Annotated in this window: 18 protein-coding genes; 11 read left to right on the top strand and 7 right to left on the bottom strand. The window is 53.4% G+C overall.

Annotation, left to right across the window (positions count from 1 at the left end; all coding sequences use genetic code 11):
- The first annotated feature begins 106 nt into the window (after positions 1 to 106).
- The 5 genes from kduI (at position 107) to ACJ9Y9_RS19055 (ending at position 5,616) form a co-directional block, all read left to right on the top strand.
- Complete coding sequence (gene kduI / locus ACJ9Y9_RS19075; RefSeq protein ID WP_028016931.1) at positions 107 to 943, top strand: 5-dehydro-4-deoxy-D-glucuronate isomerase; 837 nt, start codon at positions 107 to 109, stop codon at positions 941 to 943.
- A 63-nt stretch (positions 944 to 1,006) separates the two neighbouring features.
- Positions 1,007 to 1,768 (top strand): 2-dehydro-3-deoxy-D-gluconate 5-dehydrogenase KduD, encoded by a 762-nt coding sequence (kduD, locus tag ACJ9Y9_RS19070; RefSeq protein WP_028016930.1) that lies wholly within the window; start codon positions 1,007 to 1,009, stop codon positions 1,766 to 1,768.
- 312 nt (positions 1,769 to 2,080) lie between these two features.
- Positions 2,081 to 3,496 carry a sugar porter family MFS transporter gene (locus ACJ9Y9_RS19065; protein ID WP_028016929.1) on the top strand — a complete coding sequence of 472 codons (1,416 nt, stop codon included), beginning with the start codon at positions 2,081 to 2,083 and terminating at the stop codon, positions 3,494 to 3,496.
- 212 nt (positions 3,497 to 3,708) lie between these two features.
- The gene (gene wzz(fepE), locus ACJ9Y9_RS19060; protein WP_028016928.1) at positions 3,709 to 4,833 is read left to right on the top strand and encodes an LPS O-antigen length regulator Wzz(fepE); all 1,125 of its coding nucleotides are present in this window, start codon (positions 3,709 to 3,711) and stop codon (positions 4,831 to 4,833) included.
- A 90-nt stretch (positions 4,834 to 4,923) separates the two neighbouring features.
- Positions 4,924 to 5,616, top strand: coding sequence for an aspartate/glutamate racemase (locus ACJ9Y9_RS19055; RefSeq protein WP_028016927.1), 693 nt, complete (start codon positions 4,924 to 4,926; stop codon positions 5,614 to 5,616).
- A 27-nt stretch (positions 5,617 to 5,643) separates the two neighbouring features.
- On the opposite strand, the gene ACJ9Y9_RS19050 is transcribed toward ACJ9Y9_RS19055, so the two are convergent.
- Positions 5,644 to 6,042, bottom strand: coding sequence for a helix-turn-helix domain-containing protein (locus ACJ9Y9_RS19050; RefSeq protein ID WP_080282775.1), 399 nt, complete (start codon positions 6,040 to 6,042; stop codon positions 5,644 to 5,646).
- 189 nt (positions 6,043 to 6,231) lie between these two features.
- Between ACJ9Y9_RS19050 and ACJ9Y9_RS19045 the strand changes: the two genes are divergently transcribed.
- The gene (locus ACJ9Y9_RS19045; RefSeq protein ID WP_028016925.1) at positions 6,232 to 6,780 is read left to right on the top strand and encodes a flavodoxin family protein; all 549 of its coding nucleotides are present in this window, start codon (positions 6,232 to 6,234) and stop codon (positions 6,778 to 6,780) included.
- Between the two features lie 20 nt (positions 6,781 to 6,800).
- On the opposite strand, the gene ACJ9Y9_RS19040 is transcribed toward ACJ9Y9_RS19045, so the two are convergent.
- Entirely contained in the window at positions 6,801 to 7,733 is a 933-nt protein-coding gene (locus tag ACJ9Y9_RS19040; RefSeq protein WP_028016924.1) for a LysR family transcriptional regulator, read from the bottom strand.
- A gap of 122 nt (positions 7,734 to 7,855) precedes the next feature.
- On the opposite strand from ACJ9Y9_RS19040, the gene lysA reads away from it, so the two are divergent.
- The gene (gene lysA, locus ACJ9Y9_RS19035; protein ID WP_028016923.1) at positions 7,856 to 9,118 is read left to right on the top strand and encodes a diaminopimelate decarboxylase; all 1,263 of its coding nucleotides are present in this window, start codon (positions 7,856 to 7,858) and stop codon (positions 9,116 to 9,118) included.
- On the opposite strand, the gene ACJ9Y9_RS19030 is transcribed toward lysA, so the two are convergent.
- Positions 9,088 to 10,125 (bottom strand): LacI family DNA-binding transcriptional regulator, encoded by a 1,038-nt coding sequence (locus ACJ9Y9_RS19030; RefSeq protein WP_028016922.1) that lies wholly within the window; start codon positions 10,123 to 10,125, stop codon positions 9,088 to 9,090. The two genes, lysA and ACJ9Y9_RS19030, sit on opposite strands and share 31 nt — an antisense overlap.
- A gap of 232 nt (positions 10,126 to 10,357) precedes the next feature.
- Between ACJ9Y9_RS19030 and ACJ9Y9_RS19025 the strand changes: the two genes are divergently transcribed.
- Positions 10,358 to 10,843: a GNAT family N-acetyltransferase gene (locus ACJ9Y9_RS19025; protein WP_028016921.1), complete on the top strand. Its 486-nt coding sequence runs from the start codon at positions 10,358 to 10,360 to the stop codon at positions 10,841 to 10,843.
- Here ACJ9Y9_RS19025 and galR read toward each other — a convergent pair.
- Positions 10,804 to 11,820 carry an HTH-type transcriptional regulator GalR gene (gene galR / locus ACJ9Y9_RS19020; protein WP_028016920.1) on the bottom strand — a complete coding sequence of 339 codons (1,017 nt, stop codon included), beginning with the start codon at positions 11,818 to 11,820 and terminating at the stop codon, positions 10,804 to 10,806. The genes ACJ9Y9_RS19025 and galR overlap by 40 nt on opposite strands.
- Positions 11,821 to 12,245: 425 nt before the next feature.
- On the opposite strand from galR, the gene aas reads away from it, so the two are divergent.
- Together aas and lplT are read left to right on the top strand one after the other, a co-directional pair.
- Positions 12,246 to 14,405, top strand: a complete 2,160-nt coding sequence (gene aas, locus ACJ9Y9_RS19015) for a bifunctional acyl-ACP--phospholipid O-acyltransferase/long-chain-fatty-acid--ACP ligase (protein WP_407226218.1) — start codon at positions 12,246 to 12,248, stop codon at positions 14,403 to 14,405.
- On the top strand, positions 14,398 to 15,591 hold the full coding sequence (lplT, locus tag ACJ9Y9_RS19010; protein ID WP_028016918.1) for a lysophospholipid transporter LplT: 1,194 nt from the start codon (positions 14,398 to 14,400) through the stop codon (positions 15,589 to 15,591). The genes aas and lplT overlap by 8 nt, the downstream gene beginning before the upstream one ends.
- Positions 15,592 to 15,638: 47 nt before the next feature.
- Here lplT and ACJ9Y9_RS19005 read toward each other — a convergent pair whose 3' ends face one another.
- The 3 genes from ACJ9Y9_RS19005 to mutH all read right to left on the bottom strand — a co-directional run bounded on the left by ACJ9Y9_RS19005 (position 15,639) and on the right by mutH (position 17,851).
- Positions 15,639 to 16,679 carry an NADP(H)-dependent aldo-keto reductase gene (locus ACJ9Y9_RS19005; protein ID WP_028016917.1) on the bottom strand — a complete coding sequence of 347 codons (1,041 nt, stop codon included), beginning with the start codon at positions 16,677 to 16,679 and terminating at the stop codon, positions 15,639 to 15,641.
- A 132-nt stretch (positions 16,680 to 16,811) separates the two neighbouring features.
- The gene (locus ACJ9Y9_RS19000; RefSeq protein WP_028016916.1) at positions 16,812 to 17,030 is read right to left on the bottom strand and encodes a YgdI/YgdR family lipoprotein; all 219 of its coding nucleotides are present in this window, start codon (positions 17,028 to 17,030) and stop codon (positions 16,812 to 16,814) included.
- A gap of 128 nt (positions 17,031 to 17,158) precedes the next feature.
- On the bottom strand, positions 17,159 to 17,851 hold the full coding sequence (gene mutH / locus ACJ9Y9_RS18995) for a DNA mismatch repair endonuclease MutH (protein ID WP_028016915.1): 693 nt from the start codon (positions 17,849 to 17,851) through the stop codon (positions 17,159 to 17,161).
- 683 nt (positions 17,852 to 18,534) lie between these two features.
- Here mutH and rppH point away from each other — a divergent pair.
- Positions 18,535 to 19,065 carry an RNA pyrophosphohydrolase gene (gene rppH / locus ACJ9Y9_RS18990; RefSeq protein ID WP_013098553.1) on the top strand — a complete coding sequence of 177 codons (531 nt, stop codon included), beginning with the start codon at positions 18,535 to 18,537 and terminating at the stop codon, positions 19,063 to 19,065.
- The last annotated feature ends 8 nt before the right edge of the window (positions 19,066 to 19,073 follow it).

Here is a 19,073-nt window from a genome sequence, read left to right as displayed (position 1 = left end):
ATAATTGAAAAGCCCACTTTATGCCGATAGTATGTGCTCATCATGAAAACGGAACGCTGTTTCGTTTATTTTCTGCCTTCGGGCATGACCACATCTGGAGGTTATCGTGGACATCAGACAAAGCATCCACAGTGCGCACGCCAAAACGCTGGACACTCAAGGGCTGCGCAATGAGTTTTTAGTCGAGCAGGTGTTCGAGGCCGACAAGTACACCCTGGTCTACAGCCATATCGACCGCATTATTGTGGGCGGGATTATGCCCGTCACGAGCAGCGTCTCCGTGGGCGGTGAGGTCGGTAAACAGCTGGGCGTGAGTTATTTCCTCGAGCGTCGCGAGCTGGGTGTGATTAACATCGGCGGGCCGGGTACCATCACCGTAGACGGACAGTGCTATGAGATTGGCCATCGCGAGGCGCTTTACGTGGGTAAAGGGGCGAAAGATGTGGTCTTCGCAAGCATCGACGGCAGCAGGCCTGCGAAGTTTTACTACAACTGCGCCCCGGCTCACTCCACTTACCCAACCAGGAAGGTCACTCCGGCAGACGTTGCCCCTGTGACGCTTGGCGACAATCTCACCAGCAACCGCCGCACCATCAATAAATACTTCGTGCCAGATGTGCTGGAGACCTGCCAGCTCAGCATGGGGCTGACCGAACTCGCGCCGGGTAACCTGTGGAACACCATGCCGTGCCACACCCACGAGCGCCGCATGGAAGTCTACTTCTATTTCAACATGGACGAGGACGCCTGCGTGTTCCACATGATGGGACAGCCGCAGGAAACGCGCCATATCGTGATGCACAACGAGCAGGCGGTGATTTCACCGAGCTGGTCCATTCACTCCGGCGTAGGGACGAAAGCCTACACCTTTATCTGGGGAATGGTGGGCGAAAACCAGGTCTTCGATGATATGGACCATATTGCGGTCAGCGATCTGCGCTAGTCGCGGGCAGTGAAGCATAAATCTGCCTGTGAGTGACAGGCGTTGAAAGAGTAAGGAATAAACATGATTCTGGATGCATTCTCTCTTCAGGGGAAAGTGGCTGTGGTTTCGGGGTGTGACACCGGACTGGGTCAGGGGATGGCGTTAGGTCTGGCGGAAGCGGGTTGCGATATTGTGGGGATTAATATTGTTGAACCGACTGAAACCATTGAACGCGTGACGGCACTGGGTCGCCGTTTCCTGAGCCTGACTGCCGATCTGCGTAAAATCGACGCCATTCCTGAACTGCTGGAACGTGCTGTCGCGGAATTCGGACATATCGACATTCTGGTAAACAATGCCGGACTGATTCGTCGTGAAGATGCGATTAGCTTCACTGAACGCGACTGGGACGATGTGATGGATCTGAACATCAAGAGCGTGTTCTTTATGTCCCAGGCAGCGGCGAAGCACTTCATCGCACAAGGGAAAGGCGGCAAGATCATTAATATTGCCTCGATGCTCTCTTTCCAGGGCGGTATCCGCGTGCCGTCTTACACCGCGTCCAAAAGCGCTGTAATGGGCGTGACCCGCCTGCTGGCAAACGAATGGGCGAAACATAATATCAACGTCAATGCGATTGCACCGGGCTACATGGCGACCAACAACACGCAGCAGCTGCGTGCGGATGAACAGCGTAGCGCGGAAATCCTTGAGCGTATTCCTGCTGGCCGTTGGGGGCTGCCGGGCGATCTTATGGGGCCGATTGTCTTCCTGGCCTCCCCGGCATCGGATTACATCAACGGTTACACCGTGGCTGTAGACGGTGGCTGGCTGGCGCGTTAATTCAATCTGTATTAAGCACCTCTGCCCATGGGCGGAGGTTTTTTTTACGTAAAATTGGCTTAGTCCATATCGGTAAAGATGAAAAATCCATACTGAAAAATCATAAATGACGGTAATCACACTTTTATTTCTTAAATATTAATTGATTAGTAAAAATGCGTGATTATTCGCCACGAGTTGAAATTGTAATGTCCATCACAGAACCGTATGCCGTAGCGGAATAATCCATAACTTCGCGATTTCCGACCTGACACTTTTCCTCGCTTTCTCGTAATTTCAGTTAACGAATTTTGCTGTTGAGGCAGGAAAAATATGACATCTATAAATGACTCTACCCTTATGCCCGCTGCGCTGCGTGATACCCGCCGAATGAATCAGTTTGTTTCCATTGCGGCCGCGGTAGCGGGCTTATTATTTGGACTGGATATCGGCGTGATTGCCGGTGCATTACCGTTTATAACCGATCACTTTACCCTGAGTAGCCGTCTGCAGGAGTGGGTGGTGAGCAGCATGATGCTCGGCGCGGCCATCGGCGCGCTGTTTAATGGCTGGCTCTCGTTCCGCCTGGGGCGTAAGTACAGCCTGATGGTCGGGGCGATTCTGTTTGTTGCCGGCTCCATTGGTTCCGCGTTTGCCACGAACGTTGAAGTGTTGCTGCTTTCCCGTGTGCTGCTCGGTGTGGCGGTCGGGATTGCTTCCTATACGGCACCGCTCTACCTCTCCGAAATGGCGAGTGAAAACGTGCGTGGCAGGATGATCAGCATGTATCAACTGATGGTGACGCTGGGTATTGTTTTGGCGTTCCTGTCCGATACCTACTTCAGCTACAGCGGCAACTGGCGCGGGATGCTCGGCGTGCTGGCTTTACCGGCACTGGTGCTGATTGTACTGGTGGTTTTCCTGCCAAACAGTCCGCGCTGGCTGGCGCAAAAAGGACGTCATGTGGAGGCCGAAGAGGTGCTGCGCATGTTGCGCGATACCTCGGAAAAAGCACGGGAAGAGCTGAACGAGATCCGTGAAAGCCTGAAGCTGAAGCAGGGAGGCTGGGCGTTATTTAAGATCAACCGCAACGTGCGCCGCGCGGTGTTCCTCGGCATGTTGCTGCAGGCAATGCAGCAGTTCACCGGGATGAATATCATCATGTACTACGCGCCGCGCATATTCAAAATGGCGGGATTCACTACCACGGAACAGCAGATGATGGCCACCCTGGTGGTGGGGCTTACCTTTATGTTCGCCACTTTTATTGCGGTGTTCACCGTGGATAAAGCCGGACGCAAGCCGGCGCTGAAAATTGGTTTCAGCGTAATGGCGCTCGGTACGCTGATCCTCGGATACTGCCTGATGCAGTTTGATAACGGTACGGCCTCAAGTGGTCTTTCTTGGCTCTCCGTCGGTATGACCATGATGTGTATTGCCGGGTATGCGATGAGCGCCGCGCCTGTGGTGTGGATCTTGTGCTCCGAAATTCAGCCGCTCAAATGCCGTGACTTTGGCATCACCTGTTCCACGACCACCAACTGGGTATCGAATATGATCATCGGCGCGACATTCCTGACGCTGCTGGACGCAATTGGCGCGGCGGGAACGTTCTGGCTCTATACGGTGCTGAACGTGGCGTTTATTGGCGTCACGTTCTGGTTAATTCCAGAAACAAAAGGCGTCACGCTGGAACATATTGAACGCAAGCTGATGGCGGGAGAGAAACTGCGTAATATCGGCGTGTGATCGTATTGCCTGTTTAAGCGCTTACAACGTATGCCGGAAGGGCATAAAGGGGGCGCTTAATCACAATAATCAGGTGGTGAAATTCACTACTAATTTTGGCAGGGGACAGATAAATCAAAAGATTTCATTTTAAGATAATTCTTAAGTTGCGGTATCATCGGACCACCGCTAACGTTTGAGCAAAGATGCACTGCATCCTAAAAATATTTCATATGTCTGAGATGGATATCAAAAAAAGCACCGATCTTGATTTTCCCCATTATGCCCCCCCGGCCGTACACGCTAAAGAGATAGATCTTCTCGGCCTGGTAGCAGTTCTTGTGGCAGCGAAAAAGCGTATTGTCACCATTACCCTTGTTTTTGCACTGGTGGGGTTGGCCGTTTCATTTTTACTGCCGCAGAAGTGGACCAGTAAAGCGGTGATTACCCCGGCAGAACAATCGCAGTGGAACCCGCTGCGCCAGATGATGGTGGCATTACAGGTGCTTGATGTAGACGTGAAGATTACCCGTCCGGAAGTCTTTGACCTGTTCATTAAAAAGTTTCAGTCGCAGTCATTGCTTGAAGAGTATCTGAAATCCTCTCCTTACGTGATGTCGCAGCTTAAAGACTCCGAGGTGGATCCGCTTGAACTGCATCGGGCGATAGTCAATATCTCAGATAGAATGAAAGCAGTGAATGACGCCCAGGGAAAAGACGCGGACAAAGCGCCATTTGTCTCCTGGACATTAAGCTTCACCGCGCCGACAGCGGGTGATGCTCAATCCGTCCTGGAGGGATATATCGACTATATTACGGCTATTGTCGAGAAAGAGACGGTGCAGAATATCCGTAACCAGATCGCCCTCAAAAAGAACGTTGTTGAGCAGCAGCTGGAACTGGATCGCGTCCGCCTGACCAATATTCACAATACTAACCTGCAGCGACTGAATTATTCGCTGGAAGTGGCGAATGCAGCAGGCATCAAGAAGCCGGTCTACAGCAACGGACAGGCGGTAAAAGATGACCCGGACTACTCTGTTTCGCTCGGCGCTGACGGGATCGCACAAAAGCTGCAGATTGAAAAAAATCTGAAGGACGTGACCGAGCTGAATGCGGATTTCCAGAACCGCGAATACCACCTGGCGCAGCTGAAAAAACTCTCCTTTGCCGATGTCAAACTTGAGCCATTCAGATACCAGCTTTCCCCCTCCATGCCGGTGAAAAAAGATGGCCCGGGTAAGGCATTGATTGTCGTCCTGGCGGCGCTCCTGGGAGGGCTGTTTGCCTGCGGTAGCGTTTTACTGCGCGAAGCAATGCTCACCCGTAATCCGCTGCCGGAGCCGGTGACGGAATAAACTCTGCAGGTTAACAAGGCGCTGAATACAGCGCCTTTTTTTATTGGGGTAGGTTGTGCTAGAAAGATAGACCAGAGATAAGGAGGGGTGATGAAAACAATCGGTCTTTTAGGTGGAATGAGCTGGGAATCAACAATCCCGTATTACCGCCTGATTAATGAAGGGGTAAAGCAGCGTCTGGGCGGCCTGCACTCCGCAAGCTTGCTGCTGCACAGCGTTGATTTCCATGAAATCGAGGCCTGCCAGTCGAGCGGTGAATGGGATAAAGCCGGGGAGATCCTGGCACAGGCGGCGCTGGGGCTGGAGCGTGCGGGAGCAGAGGGAATTTTGCTCTGTACGAACACCATGCATAAAGTTGCTTCCCGGATAGAAGAGCGTTGCTCGTTACCCTTCCTGCATATCGCCGATGCGACCGGGCGTAAAATTGCTGCATCCGGAATGTCGCGTGTGGCACTGCTGGGTACGCGCTATACCATGGAGCAGGATTTCTATCGCGGTCGCTTGAGTAGTGAGTTTGGGATTGAAAGCCTGATCCCGGATGAGGCTGACCGGAAACGCATCAATCAGATTATCTTTGATGAGCTTTGCCTGGGGACATTCAGTGAACCTTCCCGCGCGTATTACGTCAGCGTGATCGAGAAGCTTGCACAGAAGGGGGCAGAAGGTGTGATCTTTGGCTGTACTGAGATCGGCTTACTGGTTCCGGTAGCGCGCAGTCCAATCCCGGTGTTTGATACCACAGCGATCCATGCTGCCGATGCCGTGGAGTTTATGCTCTCCTGAGCGGGCTTGCGCCGGGAACGTCCCGGCTCAGGTCTGTGCATTGGCGGCGTCATAAGCGGATTGCGCCGCCACAATCGCATCCATATTACTTTCCACCCAGTGTGCCAGCACGGTCACTGTTTCGGTTAACGCCTGTCCCAGCGGCGTCAGACTGTACTCCACCGTCACCGGAACGGTCGCGAAAACCTCACGTGAAACCAGCCCATCGCGTTCCAGCTTGCGTAATGCCTGGGTCAGTACCTTTTTGGTGATCCGCTGAATATCACGTTGCAGCTTGTTAAAGCGCATTGGCCCGTTTTCAAGACGCGCGAGGATCAGCAGCGCCCATTTGTCGGCGATACGCGCCAGCACGTCGCGGGTAGGGCAGCGCTCATCGAACACGTTATAAGGAGGCATCTCCTCTTTCAGTACGACAGACTCAGTCATGGTGGTTCCCTCAAGGTAACCAGGTGAGGTAAAAGTGCCTTCTTACGCCCGCGAATATTTGCGTGTATAAAACGACGTAAGGTTTCTATTTGATACCAGGGAACCGAAAATGGCAACTGCTCGCAGAGCAATTTTAAAACCGTCTTAATCTTTTGACTCACAAGGCAATATTGCATCAGGAGATCTATTATGAGCGTTGTAGTTATCTATTATTCAGGCTACGGCCACACCCAACGTGTTGCTGAAACAGTTGCAGAGGGCGCGCAGGCTGAACTGATCGCCATCGACAGCAATGGTGAAATTCAGGAAAGCGACTGGCAAAAATTGAACGAGGCAAAGGCGATTATTTTTGGCGCGCCAACTTACATGGGCGGTGTGCCGTGGCAGTTTAAGAAATTTGCTGATGCCACCTCTAAAGCCTGGTTCGTTCGCAGCTGGCAGGACAAAGTGTTCGCGGGCTTCAGTAACAGTGCGAGCCTGAACGGTGACAAGCAAGTTTCCCTGCAATACCTGCAAACGCTGGCATCGCAGCATGGTGGGATTTGGGTGAGCCTGGGCCTGCCGCCATCGAATACGCAGGCTGCAACGCGTCAGGATATCAACAACCTCGGTGGCTCTGTCGGGCTGCTGGTACAGTCTCCGTCAGATGCGGATGCGGGCGCGATTGCCAGCGGCGATCTGCAAACGGCAGTAAAATTCGGTGAGCGTGTTGCCGCTGTGGCTAAGCGTTTTAACTGAGTCAGAGGACGCCCGCTGACTTAGTCGGGCGTCTTTTCCAGTACCTTCTTCAGTTGTGCGGTTAGCGTGCTTAACCCACTTTGCAGATGTTCGCTGAACGCATCTACCAGCGCAGAGGCCGGACGATGCATCGGGCGGATCAGGCTGACGGTAAAGGGGACTGAAACGCTAAACTGTCGAACCACAATCCCACTTTCCGCATAATCCAGCGCCGTGAGCGGATTAACCACCGCGACGCCCACGCCGGCACGAACCATTGCGCAAATAGATGCGGCACTGTGCGTTTCGACCACCATTCTTCGTTTCACCTGATGCTCGGTAAAGAGCGTATCCAGCAGCTGCCGGTAGCTGTCCGTCTGTGACAGGCTGATGTAGTTCTCGCCGTGGAAATCCGCAGGGGTCAGTACGCTTTTTTTGGCAAGGGGATGGCCAGCAGGCAGGACGCAGACCTCATCTAGCGCCAGTAATTCTGTGCGCTGCGTTCCCGCCGGCGTAGCGAGGGTTTCGGTTAATCCCAGGTCATGACGCTGCGCCGAAAGCCACTCTTCAAGCAGCGGTGACTCCTGCGGGACGATGGTCAGGTTCACCTCGGGATAACGGGCCAGAAAAGGCTGTATCAGCATCGGCAGAAACGACTGCGAAAACACGGGCAGACAGACAATCGACAACTCGCCCTGGCGAAATTCACGTAAGCTCTCCGCCGCGCTGACAATTCGGTCCAGCCCGTACCAGGAGCGCTGAACTTCCTCGAACAGACGCAACCCTTGCACCGTTGGGTGTAACCTGCCGCGGGTGCGTTCAAACAGCTTCAACCCAAGCACCTGCTCGAAGCGTGCCAGTTCCCGGCTCACCGTCGGCTGTGAGGTATGCAGCATCTGCGCGGCTTCGGTGAGATTGCCGGTGGTCATCACAGCGTGAAAAATCTCGATATGGCGTAAGTTGACGGCGGGCATAGGGCACCTGAAAGCAGAGGAGTATCCATATCATTTTTGCATAGACTCGCGATAAAACGATATTTTTTATTCTTTTTCCGCTGTGGCGTAATCATAAAAAATGAATTTATCCGGAGAAGACCATGCCACGCCCACTCAACCAGACTGATACCGATTTGAACGCTGAAAACCTGCTGCGCTTGCCAGTCGAGTTTGGCTGTCCGGTTTGGGTCTACGACGCGCAGATCGTTCGCGAGAAGATCGCCGCTCTGCATCAGTTTGACGTGGTACGCTTTGCTCAAAAGGCATGCTCCAATATTCACATTCTGCGCCTGATGCGTGAGCAGGGCGTGAAAGTAGATTCCGTTTCACTGGGCGAAATCGAGCGTGCGCTGGTGGCCGGGTTTGATCCGAAAACCGATCCAGATGCGATCGTCTTCACTGCCGATGTGATCGATGAAGCGACGCTTGCGCGCGTACATGAATTGCAGGTACCGGTGAATGCCGGGTCTGTGGATATGCTAGAGCAGCTAGGCCAGGTTTCACCAGGTCATCGCGTCTGGTTACGCGTGAACCCGGGTTTTGGTCATGGTCATAGCCAAAAAACCAACACCGGCGGCGAAAACAGCAAACACGGTATCTGGTATGCCGATATGCCAGCCGCGCTTGACGTGTTGCAGCGTTATAACCTGAAGCTGGTCGGCATTCATATGCACATTGGCTCTGGCGTGGATTATGCACATCTTGAGCAGGTCTGCGGGGCGATGGTGCGTCAGGTTGTCGATTTTGGTCAGGACCTGGAGGCGATCTCCGCAGGTGGCGGGCTTTCTATTCCTTACCGTGAAGGTGAAGAGGCGATCGATACCGATCACTATTACGGTCTGTGGAGCGCCGCGCGTGACCAAATCGCTGCGCATCTGGGCCACGCTGTGAAGCTGGAAATTGAGCCGGGTCGTTTCCTGGTTGCCGAAGCCGGCGTGCTGGTGGCGCAGGTTCGCAGTGTGAAAGAGATGGGCTCACGTCATTTCGTGTTGATTGATGCCGGTTTTAACGACCTGATGCGTCCGTCCATGTACGGCAGCTATCATCACATAACGGCTCTGGCTGCCGATGGTCGCGATTTAACGCACGCGCCGCGCCGTGAGACGGTCGTTGCGGGGCCGCTGTGCGAATCGGGTGACGTGTTCACTCAGCAGGAAGGTGGCAAAGTGGAAACCCGCGCGCTGCCAGAGGTCAAACCGGGCGATTATCTTGTACTGCACGATACCGGTGCCTACGGGGCTTCTATGTCATCTAACTACAATAGTCGCCCGCTGCTGCCGGAGGTGCTGTTTGATAACGGCAAGGCACGGCTGATCCGCCGTCGCCAGACCATTCAGGAACTGCTGGCGCTGGAACTCATTTGATTAAAGTACGGCCCCGTGGTGACCGAATCGCGAAGTACCAGCGTGCCGGTAAACGGCGGGATCGCATCGACAGGCTGGTTTTTTGCCAGCCTGATGGCCTGATCGATAGCGGTGACAATCATATTGTCGATAGGCAGATAAACCGATGAAAGTGCAGGTTCCAGCCATTTCGCGCTTGGGGCATCGTCAAAACCGAACAGCGAAATATCCTGCGGGATCTTAAGCCCCGCCTGGTGTAACGCTTTGGATGCACCCAGCGCCATATCATCGTTACAGGCAAACAGGGCGCTAAACGACACGCCATCGGCAATGAGCTCTTTACACAGCTCATATCCCCGCGTCATTCCCGCATCGCCATACTTTACCCGGCGTTCGTCCAGACGAATGCCGTGCTTTTCCAGCGCCTTACGGTAGCCCATCAGTCTCGCTTTCCCGGTTGGGGTATGGATCGGGACGGTGATACAGGCGATCTCCCGGTGACCCTGATTGATCAGGTAATCCACTGCCTTAAAGGCAGCATCCTGTTGTTCGAAGAACACACAGCGATCCGGCGCCAGGCTGACTTCACGGTTGATAACCACCAGCGGGGTTTGCACGGTATTCATCAGTTTGATGATCGCTTTTTCGCTCATATAGCGCGTGTACAGCACAATGGCATCACATTTGCGATCGGCCAGCATCTGCACTGCCTGTTCTTCCTGCTCTGGTGCGTCGTGTCCATCCGTGACGATCAGCTGTTTCCCGTGGGTTTCGGTCTGCCGTGATGCCTGTTGCAGAAGGCGACCAAAGTAAAAACCATCGAAGGTTGAGACGACCAGACCAATGCTGTTGCTGGTCTGGTTAGCCAGTGAACGCGCGAGAAAGTTCGGGCGGTAGCCCAGCTCTTCCATCGCAGCAAACACCTGCTGACGCGTACTCTCTTTAACCTGACCTGTGCCGTTCAGTACGCGCGATACCGTGGCCTTCGACACGCCCGCACGCAGTGAGACATCCAGCATTGTTGCCATTCTACATTCCTGCTTCCACGTAATGGTCTGCAGTTTAACACAGACCTCGCAGCGTATAAGCGATGCGGGGGACGCAAAACTTCTGCCACGATCACGCTTTTTGGTAACGATCCGCCCGCCGACATAACGGCCTGCCCGCAGTCAACGAAAATGGCCGGGTTCTGGTAAAATAGTGTACAAACTGGCCGTGGGCATCAGGCCTGAGCATCGAACTGAAAAACACAGGTAAAACATGGATAAGGCTGACATTCTGCCGCTTTACGCCGCACCGCAGTATGCGGAGCAAGTGACCGACTGGATCTGGCACGCCTTTGGTGAGGGGCTTCCCCGGGCGTTTTTTCATAGCATTGTTGAGCACAGCCAGACGCCGGGTGCTTTGCCATTGACCTTTATTGCTGTGCAAAACGAACAGCTTCTCGGCACTGTGGGGCTCTGGCGTTGCGATCTGATCACCCGGCAGGATCTCTTCCCGTGGCTGGCGGCGTTGTACGTTGACGACGCGGCGCGTGGTAAAGGGTTAGCCGGGCAACTCCAGCAGCATGTTATGACCTATGCTGCTCAGGCCGGGTATCGCGAACTGCATTTGTGGTCTGCCTGCCGTGACTTCTATGAACGTTACGGCTGGCAGTATATTGGCGATGCACTGGAGTACCCGAATAAAACGGTACACCTTTATCGCTATTCCTCTCCTGCTTCTGCTGGCGATGCTACGGAGTGACGGCGCACTAAGGTCGGGCTGAAGAGATGGGTAATGTCCGGTGGCTGGCGTTTCTCAGCCAGGGCTAACGCCAGCTCTGCGGCCTGCGTTGCCATCGTGATGATAGGATAACGTACCGTGGTCAGGCGCGGGCGCACGTAGCGGGAGACCAGCACATCATCGAAACCAATGAGTGAAATTTCTGACGGCACCTCAATCCCGTTGTCATTTAGCACCCCCATTGCCCCGGCGGCCATGGAGTCGTTATAACAGGCAACGGCGGTGAAATTTCGTCCACGGCCAAGCAGCTCAGTCATAGTCTGCTCACCACCGCTCTCATCCGGCTCACCGTAGGCTACCAGGCGGTCATTACACGGGAGACCGTTTTCGCGCAAGGCATCGTAGTAACCTTGTAGCCGATCTTCCGCATCAGAAATGGGGTGGTTTGAACAGAGATAACCAATTCGTGTGTGTCCCTGTTGAATCAGATGACGGGTAGCGAGCCAGGCACCATAGCGGTCATCGAGCGCCACGCAGCGTTTTTCAAACCCGGCAATAATACGGTTGATGATCACCATGCCGGGGATCTGCTTCATCAGATGAATAAGTTCGGTATCGGGAAGCATTTTGGCGTGAACAACCAGCGCAGCGCAGCGGTGGCGGATAAGCTGTTCGATGGCCTGGCGTTCTTTTTGTTCATTATGGTAGCCATTACCAATCAGCAAAAAATTGCCTGTCTGATAAGACACTTGCTCCACCGCTTTAACCATCGCACCGAAAAAGGGATCAGACACATCACCCACGACCAGCCCAATGGTTTCAGTGGACTGCTGGGCGAGCGCGCGGGCATTGGCATTGGGATGGTAGTTCAGGGATTCCATGGCGCTTTGCACAGCCTGGCGTGATGCGTCACTGGCTTTAGGCGAGTCGTTAATCACGCGCGAGACGGTTGCCACCGAAACTCCTGCCAGACGGGCCACATCCTTTATTGTCGCCATTAAATACCTTCTTAGTGGGGGTAAGCGTTTACACACCCGGTAGTGTTGCGGAAAAGTGGTGCGCATTCAAGGGGAGTGGATTTCAGTTCTCCACAAACGTGACGCAGCACAACCCTGACGGTGTAATCGTTACACGACTAGTCATGTCTGAATAATGTCAATCTGAACCTTTAGTTACACTTTGCCTCAGGCTGTTGCGATTGTCCGATAGCGAGGACGTGAAAGAGGTTGGTAGAGTTGAGATCCCAGAGGTATTGATTGGTGAGAATTCTTAGTACGGTTTCGTACTCATCTCTTGCACCAACCTGCGCGGATGCGCAGGTTTTTTTTCGCCTCCACTTTAGCTGTCGCTCCTGTATCACTTCTCGTGTAATCTGCCACCATTTACTATCAACCCTCCACACTGGCTGGCAAAGGGAGTTGAGATGCTATTTGGGTTCTTCCGTACACTTTTTCGTATTCTTTTTCGAATCCGCGTCACTGGCGATGCCCAGGCGCTTCGCGGCGAACGCGTTCTTATCACACCAAACCATATTTCCTTTATAGATGGCATTTTACTGGCGCTGTTTTTGCCTGTGCGTCCGGTGTTTGCGGTTTATACCTCCATCAGCCAGCAGTGGTATATGCGTTGGCTCACACCGCTGATTGATTTCGTGCCGCTCGACCCGACTAAACCGATGATGATTAAACATCTGGTACGTCTGGTGGAGCAGGGGCGTCCGGTGGTCATTTTCCCTGAGGGACGCATCTCGGTGACGGGCTCGCTGATGAAAATCTACGACGGCGCGGGGTTTGTGGCGGCAAAGTCAAAAGCCACCGTGGTACCACTGCGTATTGAAGGGGCGGAGTTAACCCGCTTCAGCCGTCTTAAGGGACTGGTAAAGCAGCGCCTGTTCCCCAAAATAACGCTGCATATTCTGCCGCCAACCTCGTTACCGATGCCTGACGCACCGCGTGCCCGCGATCGTCGTAAAATCGCGGGGGAAATGCTGCACCAGATTATGATGGAAGCGCGTATGGCCGTTCGTCCGCGCGAAACGCTCTACGAATCCCTACTTTCCGCACAATACCGCTATGGGGCGAAGAAAAACTGTATCGAAGACATCAACTTTATCCCGGATACCTATCGCAAACTGCTGACTAAGACCCTGTTTGTGGGCCGCATTCTGGAAAAATACAGTAAGAAGGGTGAAAAGATTGGTCTGATGCTGCCTAACGCTGGCATCAGCGCTGCAGTGATTTTTGGTGCCGTTTCTCGTGGTCGTATACCGGCGATGATGAACTACACGGCGGGTGTGAAGGGGCTGACCAGCGCCATCACCGCCGCTCAGATTAACACTGTTTTTACCTCTCGACAGTTCCTGGATAAAGGCAAGCTCTGGCATCTTCCCGAACAGCTCACCCAGGTGCGCTGGGTCTTCCTGGAAGATCTGAAAGCAGACGTGACCACTGGCGATAAGCTGTGGATTTTTGCGCACCTGCTGATGCCGCGTCTGGCGCAGGTCAAACAGCAGCCGGAAGATGATGCGATTATCCTCTTTACCTCTGGTTCGGAAGGTAACCCCAAAGGTGTTGTCCACAGTCACAAGAGTATTCTGGCGAACGTCGAGCAGATCAAAAGCATTGCTGACTTTACTGCGAATGACCGTTTTATGTCGGCGCTACCGCTGTTCCACTCCTTTGGGCTGACGGTGGGGCTGTTTACGCCGCTGCTGACCGGTGCTGAAGTGTTCCTCTATCCAAGCCCGCTGCATTACCGCATTGTGCCGGAGCTGGTGTATGACCGTAACTGCACCGTCCTGTTCGGGACATCTACTTTCCTGGGTAACTATGCGCGTTTTGCCAACCCGTATGATTTTTATCGCGTGCGGTATGTGGTAGCTGGCGCAGAAAAGCTGCAGGAGAGCACGCGTCAAATCTGGCAGGACAAGTTTGGTTTGCGCATTCTTGAAGGCTATGGTGTGACCGAGTGCGCACCGGTGGTTTCGATTAACGTGCCGATGGCGGCAAAACCGGGTACGGTTGGCCGAATTCTGCCGGGGATGGATGCGCGCTTGTTGGCCGTGCCGGGCATTGAGGATGGTGGCCGTTTGCAATTGAAAGGGCCAAACGTGATGAACGGTTATCTGCGCGTGGAAAACCCGGGTGTGCTGGAAGCGCCGACGGCGGAAAACGTTAAGGGTGAGGTTGAAACGGGATGGTACGACACCGGCGATATTGTCCGTTTTGATGAACAAGGTTTTGTGCAGATCCAGGGGCGTGCAAAGCGCTTCGCCAAAATCGCCGGTGAAATGGTCTCTCTGGAAATGGTTGAGCAACTGGCGACGGCCGTCTCCGCGGATAAGATTCATGCGACCGTGGTGAAGAGTGATGCCAGCAAAGGTGAGGCGCTGGTGCTGTTTACCACTGACAGTGAGCTTAAGCTCGACAGGCTACTTAGCTATGCGCGTGAACATGGTATCCCTGAACTGGCGGTGCCGCGCGATATTCGCTACCTGAAGCAGCTCCCGGTGCTGGGGAGCGGGAAGCCCGATTTCGTGACCCTGAAAGGCATGGTTGAAGAGGCGGAACAGCAAAATGCGTGAGTCAGTACACACTAACACATCGCTCAGATCAAAAGGCATGATGGCGGTCATCGCCGCGCAGTTTCTCTCTGCGTTCGGTGATAACGCGCTGCTGTTTGCCACTCTGGCGCTGCTGAAAGCCGAGTTTTATCCAGACTGGAGCCAGCCGATCCTGCAGATGGTGTTTGTGGGCGCTTACATTATCTTTGCCCCCTTTGTGGGGCAGGTGGCGGACAGTTTCCCGAAAGGCCGGGTGATGATGTTTGCTAACGGCCTGAAATTGCTGGGTGCCGCAAGCATTTGTTTTGGTTTTAATCCGTTCATTGGCTATACGCTGGTGGGCATTGGCGCTGCCGCTTACTCCCCGGCGAAATATGGCATCCTCGGGGAGCTGACAACGGGTGATAAGCTGGTGAAAGCCAATGGTCTGATGGAGTCTTCCACCATTGCGGCCATCCTGCTCGGCTCCGTTGCGGGTGGGGTGCTTGCCGACTGGCATGTGCTGGCCGCTCTGGGGGTCTGTGCGGTGGTGTATGGCGGGGCGGTTGTGGCTAACCTGTTTATCCCGAAGCTGCCAGTTGCACGCCCGGGACAATCCTGGCGCTTTAAGCCAATGACCGGCAGTTTCTTCAACGCCTGTCGCGTGCTGTGGCGTAACGGTGAAACGCGCTTCTCCCTGATGGGAACCAGTATGTTCTGGGGAGCGGGTGTCACGCTGCGCTTCCTGCTGGTGCTATGGGTGCCGGTGGCGCTGGGTATCACCGACAATGCGACTCCAACCTACCTTAATGCGATGGTCGCAATCGGGATTGTTGTTGGTGCGGGGGCGGCAGCGAAACTGGTGACGCTTGAGACGGTGGCGCGTTGTATGCCGGCAGGGATCCTTATTGGCGTAGTCGTGCTTATTTTCTCGCTGCAACACGCGCTATTGCCAGCTTATGCCCTCCTGATCCTGATTGGTATTCTGGGTGGATTCTTCGTGGTGCCGCTGAATGCGCTACTGCAGGAACGTGGCAAGCAAACTGTCGGTGCAGGCAACGCCATTGCGGTACAAAACCTGGGTGAAAACCTGGCGATGCTGTTAATGCTGGGGCTTTACTCGCTGGCGGTAAAAGTGGGCGTGCCGGTGGTGGGGATTGGCGTTGGGTTTGGTGGGCTGTTTGCGCTGGCGATTGCTGGCTTGTGGATCTGGCAGCGTCGGCGTTGATCTCTTTGCCGGGTCAGGCGAAGCCGCCACCCGGCAAAAGCGTCCAGCTATGGTGCCGGGTATGTATATACCTGATGCACCGCTTCAATCTCCGCTAACACATCTTCACTCAGGTTCAGATGGAAACTCTCAATGTTGGTTTTCAACTGTTCCATAGTGGTCGCGCCCAGTAGGGTGCTGGCAACAAACGGCTGACGACGTACGAAGGCCAGCGCCATCTGCGCAGGATCAAGACCGTGACGTTTCGCGATATCTACATAGGCTGCAACGGCTTTCTGCGTCTGCTCGCCGCTGTAGCGGGTAAAGCGGCTAAAGAGGGTATTACGCGCGCCAGCCGGTTTCGCGCCGTTCAGGTATTTCCCCGTCAGCGTGCCAAATCCGAGACAGGAATAGGCGAGCAGTTCCACTTCTTCATACTGCGTCACTTCGGCCAGTCCCACTTCATAGCTGCGATTAAGCAGGCTGTACGGATTCTGGATGGTGACGATACGCGGCAGATCGTGTTTATCCGCCAGGTGCAGGTAACGCATCACACCAAAGGCCGTTTCGTTAGATACGCCGATGTAGCGGATTTTACCCGCTCGCTGGCACTCGGTCAGCGCTTCCAGCGTTTCCAGTAGCGTAACAGCAGGGGCGCTCTCATTCCAGCTGTAGCCGAGTTTACCAAAGCAGTTTGTTGGACGCTGAGGCCAGTGAACCTGGTACAGGTCGAGATAATCTGTTTGCAGGCGCTTCAGGCTGGCATCGAGCGCGGCACGGATATTCTTGCGATCGAGGATCTGATTTGGACGGATCCCAGCATCGTTATTACGTGCGGGGCCGCTGACTTTCGACGCAATGACCAGCTTTTCACGGTTGCCACGTTTTGTCAGCCAGTTACCGACGTAGGTTTCGGTAAGCCCCTGTGTTTCCGGACGCGGGGGGACAGGGTACATCTCTGCAACATCAATCAGGTTAATCCCCTGGCTGACGGCATAATCGAGTTGCGCATGGGCATCGGCTTCGCTGTTTTGTTCACCAAATGTCATCGTGCCCAACCCCAATTGGCTTATCTCCAGAGAGCTGTGGGGGATACGGTGATAATGCATAGCCGGCTTCCTTCAATAGACATGTAGACCGCGTCAGGAACTTCCCGACAAAGGAATATAAACATGGCAGAGGGGAAGCAAAAGGGGAAGAAAAAAATCAAAAAGGCCAGCAAGCGACTGACCTCTCTCTGTTTATCGCTCGATAATTTGTGAGACTTCGTCGCGGTTGATCTGCATTTTATTGCCTTGCTGATCGCGATAGCTGACCAGACCGGTATCATCATCCACTTCAGGTTTTCCGTCGGTCAGGATCATCCGACCATCTTTTGTCGCCATGACGTAATCGCTGCTACAGCCCGATACTGCAAACGCTAAGCCGACTGCTGAAATTAACACTGCCCATTTTTTCATCGTTATCGTCCTCACCTGGCTGGTATCAAATCATAGTGTAGTATTAACCCGATATGCCGGCAGGAGGAAGCGGTAAAATCTTAAAAACCAGATGATTATGTTTGGGATCTCTCAAAATGAGTAAAAAACTATGTTTTTAGTAAAAAATGGCGTGCAAGCACTGCGCCGGTGAAATTCTTTTTGAGATAAAAGCCGCGCGGCAACGTCAGTATTGGCTCGCCCTGCGCACCGATCGCCTCGGTAAGCGCTTTACTGTTGGCTGCCTTCGGACGCAGCTGTAACACTTCCCCGTGTCGGGCTGTGATGCGCTCTACCTGGCCAAGAACGATCATATCCATCAGTTCCTCCCAGTCCAGACGCAATTGATGCTCCTCCTCTTCATTCGGGCTCCAGAGCAGCGGTGCGCCAACGCGACGATCGGCCAGTGGAATGTGGCGTTCACCTTCAACCGGTACCCAAAGCACGCGTTTCAGCTTATGGCGAACGTGGCTGGTCTCCCATGTCACACCGGTATTGCCGGTTAATGGCGCAACGCAGACAAAGGTGGTCTCAAGTGGCTTCCCCTGGCTGTCTATGGGAATGGTTTTTAACTCTACGCCAAGAGCCGCAAAATCTTGCTCTGGTTTACTCCCCGCACTGGCACCCAGCCACAGTTCAAGCAGCATGCCCGTCCAGCCTTTATCCCGTTTCAGATCCTTCGGGATCGGAATCCCGGCCATTGCCGCCAGCTCGCCCAGCGAAAAGCCAGCCAGGCGTTGAGCCTGCTGGAGCAACTGGCCTTCGCTGGATGGAGGTGAAAGCAAGGGTGTAAGCGGATGCATGAAGATAACCTTTTGATTAAAAAATAAACGAAGAAATTGTCCCCTGTGGATAGAGTTTAACTTTTTCTGTACGAATATTCCATGTGTATGATTTATAGGTTTTTTTATTAGTTTGAAATCGTTTCACCTGAGAAGAAAAACCGGTTGTTCAAATCTGGTCACTGACAATGAACAGGATCTTACACCATGTTATCCACAGAAAAATGGGATAACTGGGCATAACCCTGACTACTGTTTCAATTTACAGCCTTGACGTGCGATGAAAATCGAATTTTCAGACAATTTGTGCCTAACTTATTGGCACAATCTGTGGATAAAACCGACGCTGTTCGATCTTTCATCAGCGCGACGATCCCTGATGTGATGATCGTCACGCTATTCTGTGTTTTGTTTGTGGTGACACACTTAACTGCATGAAAATAATATCATTATATAATATTGATGAAAGCGGGACGCAGACGGGGATTGAGGTTGTTCATCGGTAATCAGACACTTTTTCACAACTATATCCACAGAAAAGGTGAATAAAAATCCCTTTGCTGGCTCTTATCTGTTTATAACTCAGCACTTATTTGTGAGTTATTCAAATGTTATTAGGTTGCAGGCCTGTAAGAGAGTGGTTTACCGCCTCCCTGTAGTGTGAAACAATCATTCATATATAAGGTTTAGTTTGGGGTAGTCCGGTGATTGATGACGATGGCTACCGCCCGAACGTAGGAATAGTAATTTGTAATCGTCAGGGCCAGGTAATGTGGGCCCGGCGATATGGTCAGCACTCCTGGCAGTTCCCGCAAGGCGGGATCAATCCAGGAGAGTCCCCAGAACAAGCGATGTACCGGGAGCTTTTTGAAGAGGTCGGTTTAAGCCGAAAAGATGTTCGCATCCTGGCTTCGACCCGCAACTGGTTGCGTTACAAGTTACCGAAACGTTTGGTGCGTTGGGACACAAAGCCGGTTTGTATCGGCCAGAAACAGAAGTGGTTTCTGTTGCAGTTGGTGGGCAACGATTCAGACATCAATATGCAAACCAGCAGTACGCCGGAGTTTGATGGTTGGCGCTGGGTAAGCTATTGGTATCCTGTTCGTCAGGTCGTGTCATTTAAACGCGATGTTTACCGTAGGGTGATGAAAGAGTTCGCAAGTGTGGTAATGCAGCTTCAGGAGATCCCCCCTAAGCCGCAGAGCGCACCTGCCTGGCGACGTAAAAGAGGTTAAGCTACGCA

The sequence above is a fragment of the Enterobacter sp. CPE_E1241 genome (assembly GCF_045618265.1).
Lineage (GTDB): Bacteria > Pseudomonadota > Gammaproteobacteria > Enterobacterales > Enterobacteriaceae > Enterobacter > Enterobacter adelaidei.
This window is presented reverse-complemented; position numbering and strand designations above follow the sequence as displayed.